This is a genomic window from Pseudoxanthobacter sp. (assembly GCF_036822375.1).
In the GTDB taxonomy this organism is placed as follows: Bacteria; Pseudomonadota; Alphaproteobacteria; order Rhizobiales; family Segnochrobactraceae; genus Pseudoxanthobacter.
Genome location: NZ_DAISHT010000134.1, coordinates 1 through 9,642 on the forward strand (window position 1 = coordinate 1; position 9,642 = coordinate 9,642).

Here is a 9,642-nt window from a genome sequence, read left to right on the forward strand (position 1 = left end):
CCCCCGCAGGCACCGCGCCCGCCCGGCCCCCGGCCGCGGCGGGCGCTGTCGTTTCAGGCCCGCTGCCGTTTCCGGTCCGCTGCCGTTTCCGGTCCGCTGCCGGCCGCCGAACGCGCAGGCCGTCAGCCGAAGAACGGAGCGGCAACGGTGCGGCGGCCGAGCATGAAGGCATCGGCCACATGCAGCAGCGGCGTCAGATCGACGTCGCTTTCCCCGCGTTCGATCAGCCCGGCGAAGCGACGGTAGAGCGCGGGATATTCGGCCTCCTTCTCGTCCACCAGCACCGTCCCGTCCTGCGTCAGCCGGGCGCCGCCCAGCGACAGCGACAGCCGGCCCTCATCCGTCTCAACGTGGATATCCCACGTCTGCGGCCCGGTCTGGAGGAAATCGAGTTCGGCGCGCACCGGCACGCCGGCGGTGTCGGCAAAGTCGAGTTCCGCGGCGATCGGCGCCTGCCGGTTCTCCGGAAAGGCCAGCGTGGCGGCGCTGAGGAAGAACGGCCGCGGCAGGATGTGCGTCAGGATCGACAGTGCATTGATGGCGGGGTCGAACACGCCGAGGCCGCCGGGCTCGAAGATCCAGTCCTGCCCCGGGTGCCAGACGCGCACGTCCTCTTTCCACTCCACCCTGACGGCACGAAGGGTGCGGCCGGCGAGCAGCGCGCGGGCCGGTTCCACCGCCGGGGCAAAGCGCGAGTGCCAGGTGGCAAACAGCGTGCGCCCGGCCGCGGCGGCGGCCGCCACAAGCGGGCCGATCTCGCTCACCGTGGCGCCGGGCGGCTTTTCCAGAAGCACATGCTTGCCGGCCCTGAGCGCCATCTCCGCCAGCGCGCGGCGGCCCTGCGGCGGCGTGCACAGCGAAATGGCATCGACCGGCGGACCGCCGGCCAGCAGGTCTTCAAGGCTGTGGAAGTGCGGCACGCCTTCCTGCGTGGCGTTGCGGCTGGCAATGGCCACGAGTTCAAAGCCGGGCGTGGCGGCGATCGCCGGCAGGTGCTGGTCGCGGGCGATCTTGCCGAGACCCACGATGGCGAGACGGATCGGGCTCATGACGGTCTTGTCCGGTGCTTGAAAAGAGCGGGGGAACGAAAGCGGATACGGGCCGGGCAGGCGGCCGGCCCGGCCCTTTCGTCAGGCGTCCTCGCCGGCCGGGCGGCCGGCGGTCTCCGCCACCGCCGCCCCGGGCCGGTCGGCGGCGCCGTGGCGGCCGAGGCCGTTGAGGATGACGCGCGTCATGGCGGCGGCTGCCGCCTCGCCGTCGCCGGCCGCAATGGCGGCGGCGATGCGTGCGTGGGCCGCCACGACGGCATCGTGCTCCGGCCCGCCGGCCGGCGCACTGAGGGCGAAGGAGGCGCGCAGCGCCACCTCGATGACCGCGCCGATGGAGCGCATGAAGGCGTTGCCCGAAGCATTGGCGACGGCGAGATGGAAGGCCAGATCGGCTTCCGCAAAGCCGCCCTCCGCAAAGCCCTCCCCGGCCCCTGCGGCCGCTCCCATGCGGCCGACCGCCGCCTCAAGGGCGGCGATGTCGCCGGCGCGGCGGCGCTCGGCCGCCAGCGCCGCCGCGCGCGGCTCCACCGCAAGGCGGATCTCCGCCAGATCGCGCAGGAAGCGCTTGTCGATGCCGGCATCGAGATGCCAGGCCAGAACGTCGGGATCGAACAGGTTCCATGCCGTCCGCTCGCGCACCACGGTGCCGATGCGTGTTTTGGTGGAAAGCAGGCCCTTGGCCACCAGCGTCTTCACCGCCTCGCGCAGCACCGGCCGGGACACACCGAACCGCTCCGTAAGCTCCGCATCGCCGGGCAGGCGCGCGCCCTCGGCATAATGGCCGCGCACGATATCGGCGCCGATGCTGCGGGCCACCGCCGCGTGGTTGGAGTGGGCGCGGCCGGCCGGAATGACGAGGACTTGCGCCGTCACGGGCATTTCTCCTGCTGCCTCAACGCCCGGCCATCGATGCCACGATGCCGGAGGGCTGTAAAGTCATATTATTTTACTTTACGGACAGCCGGTCCGGGCGCCGGGCCGGCGGGCTGGCAGGAGCGGGGCCCGGCTGGCAGCGCCGGCCTTGTTTCTGTCGTGCGGGAACGGGCTGGCGCAAGTTTCTTCATGGTAGAAAGCGGTCAAGACGCTGCAGACACCCCTGAAGGCCGCCCTCGCTGACAGGTCCCCGCGCCGGCACCGGATTGGTCACATGTCCGAACCGTTCACAGAAAAGGAGGCCGGCCGGACACTGACGTCCGCCACGCTGCACGACATCCTCAACGTGCTGCCGGTTCCCCTGTCATGGGCCTCGCTGCCGGATGGCACGATCCGGTTCTGCAACCGCTTCTTCACCCGCACCTTCGGATACACGGTGGCCGACCTGACGACGGTGGACCAGTGGATCGACCGCGCCTGCATCCGCGAGGACGACAGGGTCCGCGTGCGCGGCAACTGGCAGAACCTCTGGCGGCCGGGCGGCTCGGGGCTGACGGAGGTGGAGGCGTGCGAACTCGACATTCTCTGTGCCGACGGGCGGGTGATCTCGGCGATCCACCGCGGCATCATCCTGCACGACCTCGGCGTCGGCATTGCCATCTTTGAAGACATCACCGCCCATAAGCGCTCCGAGACGATGGCCCGGCGGCTCGCCTTCGAGGATCCGCTGACCGGACTGGCCAACCGCCGGGCGCTCATGGCGCGGTGGAACCCGGCCGGCGCGCAGCCTGCGGACATGCACGGCCACCGCGCCCTGCTGATGATCGACATCGACGGCTTCAAGCAGGTCAACGACCGCTTCGGCCACAGCGCCGGCGACGACTTTCTGGTTGAATTCGCGGCCCGGCTGCGGGCCTGCACCGGACCGGACGACATCGTCTATCGCCTCGGCGGCGACGAGTTCATGATCGACGTCGCCTGCCCGGGCGGCGGCAGCGCGCGGGCCGCGGCGGTGTGCGAGGCGGTGCTTTCGCGCCTTGGTCCGCCGTTCTGCCTCGGCGGCGAGGCGGTGGAACTGCGGGCGACCGTCGGCGGCAGCCTGTGCCCGGATCACGGCACGGCCCTGCGCGAGCTCATGGAAAAGGCCGACGCCGCCCTCTATCGCCTCAAGAAGGACCGCAAGGGTTCGTGGGGCCTGTTCGGCGCCGCCGGCTGAACGGCGGCGCCGGGGGCTTTGGCGCTCAGCGGAACAGCGTCTTGCGGGCGAGCTGCAGGATCTCGTCGCCGCGGCCGTTCATGATCGCCCGCGCCGCATAGAGGCTGAAGCCGACCGCCTGTTCCGCCCGGATCTCCGGCGGCATCACCAGTTCCTGCCGGTCGGTGACGACATCCACCAGCGCCGGCCCGTCATGAGCGAAGGCGCGCTCCAGCGCGGGGCGGACATCGGCCGGGTCCTCGACGCGGATGCCGAGAATGCCGAGCGCGCCGGCCACGGCGGCGAAATCCGGGTTGTGCAGATCCGTTCCGAACGGCAGGAAGCCGGCCGCCTTCATCTCCATGTCGACGAAGCCGAGCAGGCCGTTGTTGAACACCACGATCTTCACCGGCAGGCCGAGCTGGGTTGCCGAAATGATATCGCCCATCAGCATGGTGAAGCCGCCGTCGCCCGACATCGACACCACCTGCCGGCCGGGGAAGGCCGCCTGAATGCCGAGGGCCTGCGGCATGGCGTTGGCCATGGAGCCGTGCAGCAGCGAGCCGACCAGCCGGCGCGTGCCCTTCAGGTGCAGATAGCGCGCCGCCCAGACCGTGGTCTCGCCGACATCGCAGGTGAAAACGGCATCGCCGGCCGCCGTCTCGTCGATCATGCGGGCGAGATATTGCGGGTGGATCGGCTTTACACCCGGCCGGCCGGTGGCAAGGGCATCGAGGTCGCGGCGCGAGGCCCCGTAATGCGCCCGCGCCTTCTGCAGAAAGGTGTCGTCGGTGCGCGAGGCCAGCTTCGGCATCAGGCGGCGCAGGGTTTCGCCGACATCGCCGGCGAGGCCGAGGTCGAGCCGCGTGCGGCGGCCGAGATTCTCGGCGCGGATATCGATCTGCGCCACCGTCGCCCCGCTCGGATAGAACTGGCGATAGGGAAAGTCGGCCCCGAGGATCAGCAGCAGGTCGGCATCGCGCAGGGCGTGATAACCGGACGAGAAGCCGATGAAGCCGGTCATGCCGACATCGTAAGGGTTGTCGTGCTCGACGTGATCCTTGCCGCGCAGGGTGTGCACCACCGGCGCCTTCAGCGCGCCGGCAAGCGCCACCACCGCATCGTGCGCGCCGGCACAGCCGGCCCCGCACAGCAGCGTCACCGCGCCGGCGCCGTTCAGCAGGGCGGCGAGGCGGTCGATTTCCGCCTCGGGCGGCACCACGACGGGCATGGCAACCTCGGTCCACGCCACCGCCGAACCCGGCTCGACCGCCGCCAGCGCCACGTCGCCGGGGATGACGATCACCGCCACGCCCTGCTTCTGGATGGCGGTGCGCATGGCGATTTCGATGGCGCGCGGCATCTGCGCGGGGCTGGAGACCAGCTCGCAATAATGACTGCACTCGCGGAACAGCTGCTCGGGGTGCGTCTCCTGAAAATAGCCGCTGCCGATTTCGGCGCTCGGAATGTGCGCGGCGATGGCCAGCACCGGCGTGCGGGTGCGGTGACAGTCGAACAGCCCGTTGATGAGGTGCAGGTTGCCCGGCCCGCAGCTGCCGGCACACACCGCCAGCCGGCCGGTGAGCTGGGCCTCAGCCCCGGCTGCGAAAGCCGCTGCCTCCTCGTGGCGCATGTGCATCCAGCGCATCTTTCGACTGCGACGCAGCGAATCGGTGAAGCCGTTGAGCGAATCGCCCACCACCCCCCACACCCGCTCGACGCCGGCCGCCTCAAGCGCCCCGGCCATCAGATCGGCCACGCGTTGTCCCGTCATCGCTGCATCCTTCCCGTTTTCTGCCGCTGGCGTATTGTCTTTGCGCACCGCCACGGACCTCCCCCCGGAGCGACGCCACCCTCCACACCGTAACCCGGCAGATCGAGACACCAATGGCCGACCGCCTCAGGGCCGCGATGCAGCAGCGCTATCCGTCCGTTGCCCACATGAAAGCACAGGCTGCCCGCAGAATCCCCCGTTTTGCATGGGACTATGCCATTGGCGGAATCGGCGCGGAGGCCGGCGTCCGCCGCAACATCGACGACCTGCAGCGCGTGCTCATGATGCCGCGTTATCTGGCGGAAGGTGCCGACGCCCCCGTTCTTGCCACCCGCCTGTTCGGACGCACGCTGGAGGCGCCGTTCGGCGTTGCGCCCATGGGGCTCAACGGGCTGATCTGGCCGGGCTGCGAACCGCCGATCGCCGCCGCGGCCCGCCGCCACGGTGTGGTTCATGTGCTGTCCACCCATGCCACCCGGAGCCTTGCCGACATGAAGCGGCACTCCGGCGACAACGGCTGGTTCCAGCTCTATCCGCCAAACGATCCGGCGCTGGAAAGCGACCTCATCGGCCGTGCCCGGCAGGCGGGCTACGAGGTGCTGGTGGTTACCATCGACATTCCCGGCGCCACCCGCCGCGCGCGGGACATTCGCAACGGCCTGTCGGTGCCGCCGCGGATCGGCGCCCGGACGCTCGCCCACATGCTGGCGCGTCCCCGCTGGCTCGCCCGCCTCGCCCGCCACGGCATTCCCCATTTCCGCAATCTGGAGCCCTATGCCCCGGACGGTCTCGGCATTGAGGCCCTCGGCCGCTTCCTCGGCAGCCTGCTCGCCGGCCACATCACCGCCGACAGGCTGCGGCGCATCCGCGACCAGTGGCCGGGCCGGCTCGTCGTCAAGGGCGTGCTGGACCCCGCGGAGGCCGCCGCCTGCCTCGCCTGCGGGGCCGATGCCATCGTCGTTTCCAACCACGGCGGCCGGCAGCTCGATGCCGCCCCATCCGCCGCCGCCATGCTGCCGGCGATCCGCGCCCGCCTCGGACCGGACGTGCCGGTGTTCGCCGACGGCGGCGTGCGCAGCGGCCTCGACATTGCCCGCATGATCGCGCTCGGGGCCGATTACGTCTTTCTCGGCCGCCCGTTCCTGTTCGCCGCCACCCTCGGCGACGACGGCGCCGACCACCTGATCGCCGTGCTGAAGGAAGAGCTCCGCACCACGCTGCTGCAGCTCGGCTGCGACCGCCCCGCCCGCCTGCCGGCCTTCCTCGCCGCGCCGCCGGCCGGCGAGCCGCTTGCAGGGGGGCAGCGGGAATGGTAAACAGGGGCCGGATAAGGGCCTGAAATCCCTTCAATATCAGGATCTTGGAAGACGTGCGGTATATTCTGGCCCTCGATACGGCCGGCCCGGCGGCCGGCGTGGCGCTGCTGGACCTTGGCACAGGCGCGCCGGCGGCAGGCGGCGAGCGGCTGTTCGTGCGCACCGATCCGCTCCCGACGGGACATGCGGAACGGCTGATGGGCCTCATCACCGCGGTTCTGGACGAGGCCGGCATCGCGCCCGCCGCCATCGACCGGCTGGCGGTGACCACCGGGCCGGGTTCGTTCACCGGCGTGCGCATCGCCCTTGCCACCGCGCGCGGGCTGGCACTGGCGCTGGGCCGGCCGGCCATCGGCATCGGCGTTCTGGAGCTGATCGCAACCGCCACCCGCGCCGCGCATCCGGGCCTTCCGGTGGTTGCCGTGCTCGATGCCCGGCGCGAGGCCCTCTATCTGCAGCCCTTCGGGGCCGACGGCAGCGCCCTCGCCCCGCCGGCCGCCGCCGATCTGGCCGCCGCCGCAGATCATGTGCCGGAAGGCGCCGTTCTGGCCGGCAGCGGCGCGGCCCTGCTGGCCGCGCAGCTTGCCGCCGCAGGCCGTGTGCCGGCGGTCGTCGAGCCGGAGCGCAGCGCCGATCCCGGCCTTCTCGCCCGCCTCGCTGCAACCCGCGAGCCGGCCGCAAACCCGCCGGAGCCGCTCTATCTGCGGGCGCCGGATGCCAGACCGCAGCCGCGGCAGGCCGGCCTGCTGGCAGACCCGGCCGGCTGAGCGGGCGCGCGTGTGCGCGCGCGCGCGCCCCGCGATTTTCCCTCCGACCCTGACGACCGCCGCACGGCCCGCGGCCCCCGAGACGAAGCAGAGCCCGCCATGGCAACCGAGCCGACCGAGACCGAAAAGCCCGCCGCAGACGAGACGGCGGCACCCGCGCTGCCGGCCACCGCGCCCGAGGCGGCACCGGACACCGCACCGTGGTGGAAAGCGCTGCCGTGGGCGTCGTCGCTGAACTGGCCGGCGCGGCCGGACCTCTCGTGGTCCGGCTTCTCATGGCCCGGCTTCTCATGGTCCGGCTTATCCTGGTCCGGCTTCTCCTGGCCGGGCGCGGCGTGGCTGCCCTCGCTCACCGCCCTCCGGCCGTCGTCACCGCCGGCCGGCGAGGACGGCAAGCCGGCCGCGGATCGCGATGCGCCGCCGGCCGGCCGGGCAGAGGGCCTGATGCAGGCATGGGCCGGCAGCTGGCCGCTCACCGCCTTCCGGCTTGCCGGCGAGGTGACGATCGAAACCGCCACCGATGCCGATCTGCCCTACATGGCCGACATCCACGCCCTTTCCTTTGCGCAGGTGTGGAGCGAAGATGAGATCGCGGCGCTTCTGGCAACGCCGGGCACGTTCGCCCTCGTCGCCCGCCGTGCCTCCCCCTTCGGTACCCGCCGGCCGGTCGGCTTCATGATCGTGCGGGCAGCGGCCGGGGAGGCAGAGGTGCTGACCATCGCCGTCGATCCCGCCCGGCGCGGCGGCGGCATCGGCAGCCGGCTGACGGCAGAGGCCCTGCGCCGGCTCTATGCAGAGCGGGCGGAGGCGGTGTTTCTGGAGGTCGACAGCGAAAACGCCGCCGCCCTTGCCGTCTACCGGCGGCAGGGATTTGTTCAGGTCGGGCTCCGGCGGGGTTATTATGCCCACGCCGCCGGGCACGGCCATGCCCTTGTTTTGCGTCGCGATCTCCGCTAGCCCGGGGATAAAGGTCAAACTAGACTAATTTGAATCTGCAACAGGGCCGGCGGCCGGCATGAACAGCACAGCGGCGGACCGAGGGGGTCCGCTGCCGCGCACGGCCGCTGGCACAGCGCAACAGGGAGAACGGCGCCCCGCGCCGGCGGCCGCACGGCCGCGGCGCGGCTGCCGCGAGGGGAGCTGCAACCGGTGACGACCCAGATCCACACCAAGTCGCAGGCGAGCGATGGCGAGGCCGTTCTCTCGCTTGAAAACCAGTGTGTTGCCAAAGGCATGCGCATGACCGACCAGCGCCGGGTCATCGCCCGCGTGCTGGAATCGGCCGACGACCATCCCGATGTGGAAGAACTGCACCGGCGCGCCAACGCCATCGACAACCGCATCTCGATTTCCACCGTCTACCGCACGGTGAAGCTGTTCGAGGATGCCGGCATCATCGAGCGCCACGATTTCCGCGATGGCCGCTCGCGTTACGAGACCGTGCAGGAAGACCACCACGACCACCTGATCGACCTGCGCTCCGGCAAGGTGGTGGAATTCCGCAACGAGGACATCGAACGGCTGCAGGAGTTCATCGCCCGCGAACTCGGCTTCCGGCTGGTCGACCACCGCCTCGAACTCTACGGCGTGCCGCTCGAAGACAAGGACCGGCGCTGAAGCCGCCGCGGCTGGCCGGGAGCGGACGAAAATGGCACGGCTGCGTGCGATTGCCTCCCTTGCCGCTCTGGTTTCGGTAACCTGCGTGCTGCTGCCGGCGCAGATGGCGGCCGTGCGGCTGCGGCTGCGCGCCGGCCAGCGCATTCCGGTGCTGTGGCACCGCACGGTGCTGCGCATCTGCGGGCTGCGGATCACCGAACAGGGCCGGCCGGCCGGCGACCGGCCGCTGCTGATCCTCTCCAACCACGTCTCATGGCTCGATATTCCGGTGATCGGCTCGCGGCTGCCGCTGTCCTTCATCGCCAAGGCGGAGGTGGAGGGCTGGCCGGTGTTCGGCCTGCTCGCCCGGCTGCAGCGCACCGTGTTCGTCGACCGCACCCGGCGCACCGGGACCGGCCGCGCCAGCCGCGCCATCGCCGAGCGGCTGGAGAACGGCGACCCGATGGTGCTGTTTCCCGAAGGTACCTCCTCCAGCGGCAACGAGGTGCTGCCGTTCCGCTCCGCCCTCGTCGGCGCCGCCCGCCATGCGCTGGGCAGCGGCGAGGGCACGGTGCTGGTGCAGCCGCTCTCCATCGCCTACACCCGCCGCGGCGGGCTGCCGATGGGCCGGCAGTGGCGGCCGCTGGTGGCCTGGTATGGCGATATGGATCTGGCCCCCCATCTGTGGAGCTTCCTCAAGGCCGGGCCGGTGGAGGCCGTGCTGACGTGGGGCGAGCCCATCGCCTTCGGCCCCGGCAGCGACCGCAAGATGGTGACGGCCGCCGCCGAAGAGGCCGTGCGCGCCATGACCGGCGCCGCCCTGACGGGCCGGCCGCGCCCGGCGGACGCACCCTGAAGGCGATGCTTCTCAAGCGCGCGGAAAACCGTTAACTTGAATTGCGGCCGTGGTTTCGGCACGATCGCACGGGTCAGGCCGGCCGCAGTCCGCTGCGCCGGCGTCCGGTTTCGTTTCCCGCCGCCCGCAGGGCCGCACCAGAGATGCAAGGAGGGGGCAGCCCCCCGCTGATGACCGACAAGCGCACCGTCTTCGTCAAGACGTACGGCTGTCAGA

The 9,642-nt window shown here is 71.2% G+C and carries 9 protein-coding genes; 6 read left to right on the forward strand and 3 right to left on the reverse strand.

Annotation, left to right across the window (positions count from 1 at the left end):
* Positions 1 to 122: 122 nt before the first annotated feature.
* Together V7067_RS12290 and V7067_RS12295 are read right to left on the reverse strand one after the other, a co-directional pair.
* Positions 123 to 1,049, reverse strand: coding sequence for a Gfo/Idh/MocA family oxidoreductase (locus V7067_RS12290; RefSeq protein WP_334176194.1), 927 nt, complete (start codon positions 1,047 to 1,049; stop codon positions 123 to 125).
* A gap of 81 nt (positions 1,050 to 1,130) precedes the next feature.
* Positions 1,131 to 1,922 carry an FCD domain-containing protein gene (locus V7067_RS12295; RefSeq protein ID WP_334176195.1) on the reverse strand — a complete coding sequence of 264 codons (792 nt, stop codon included), beginning with the start codon at positions 1,920 to 1,922 and terminating at the stop codon, positions 1,131 to 1,133.
* A 274-nt stretch (positions 1,923 to 2,196) separates the two neighbouring features.
* Between V7067_RS12295 and V7067_RS12300 the strand changes: the two genes are divergently transcribed.
* On the forward strand, positions 2,197 to 3,138 hold the full coding sequence (locus tag V7067_RS12300; RefSeq protein WP_334176196.1) for a sensor domain-containing diguanylate cyclase: 942 nt from the start codon (positions 2,197 to 2,199) through the stop codon (positions 3,136 to 3,138).
* A gap of 25 nt (positions 3,139 to 3,163) precedes the next feature.
* Here V7067_RS12300 and poxB read toward each other — a convergent pair whose 3' ends face one another.
* Positions 3,164 to 4,891 (reverse strand): ubiquinone-dependent pyruvate dehydrogenase, encoded by a 1,728-nt coding sequence (poxB, locus tag V7067_RS12305; RefSeq protein ID WP_334176197.1) that lies wholly within the window; start codon positions 4,889 to 4,891, stop codon positions 3,164 to 3,166.
* 113 nt (positions 4,892 to 5,004) lie between these two features.
* On the opposite strand from poxB, the gene V7067_RS12310 reads away from it, so the two are divergent.
* The 5 genes from V7067_RS12310 to V7067_RS12330 all read left to right on the forward strand — a co-directional run bounded on the left by V7067_RS12310 (position 5,005) and on the right by V7067_RS12330 (position 9,426).
* Positions 5,005 to 6,207: an alpha-hydroxy acid oxidase gene (locus V7067_RS12310; protein WP_334176198.1), complete on the forward strand. Its 1,203-nt coding sequence runs from the start codon at positions 5,005 to 5,007 to the stop codon at positions 6,205 to 6,207.
* Positions 6,208 to 6,260: 53 nt separating this feature from the next.
* Positions 6,261 to 6,974, forward strand: coding sequence for a tRNA (adenosine(37)-N6)-threonylcarbamoyltransferase complex dimerization subunit type 1 TsaB (tsaB, locus tag V7067_RS12315; RefSeq protein ID WP_334176199.1), 714 nt, complete (start codon positions 6,261 to 6,263; stop codon positions 6,972 to 6,974).
* A 99-nt stretch (positions 6,975 to 7,073) separates the two neighbouring features.
* Complete coding sequence (locus V7067_RS12320) at positions 7,074 to 7,931, forward strand: GNAT family N-acetyltransferase (protein ID WP_334176200.1); 858 nt, start codon at positions 7,074 to 7,076, stop codon at positions 7,929 to 7,931.
* A gap of 276 nt (positions 7,932 to 8,207) precedes the next feature.
* Positions 8,208 to 8,591, forward strand: a complete 384-nt coding sequence (locus V7067_RS12325; RefSeq protein WP_334176202.1) for a Fur family transcriptional regulator — start codon at positions 8,208 to 8,210, stop codon at positions 8,589 to 8,591.
* A gap of 31 nt (positions 8,592 to 8,622) precedes the next feature.
* Positions 8,623 to 9,426 carry a lysophospholipid acyltransferase family protein gene (locus tag V7067_RS12330; RefSeq protein WP_334176201.1) on the forward strand — a complete coding sequence of 268 codons (804 nt, stop codon included), beginning with the start codon at positions 8,623 to 8,625 and terminating at the stop codon, positions 9,424 to 9,426.
* The last annotated feature ends 216 nt before the right edge of the window (positions 9,427 to 9,642 follow it).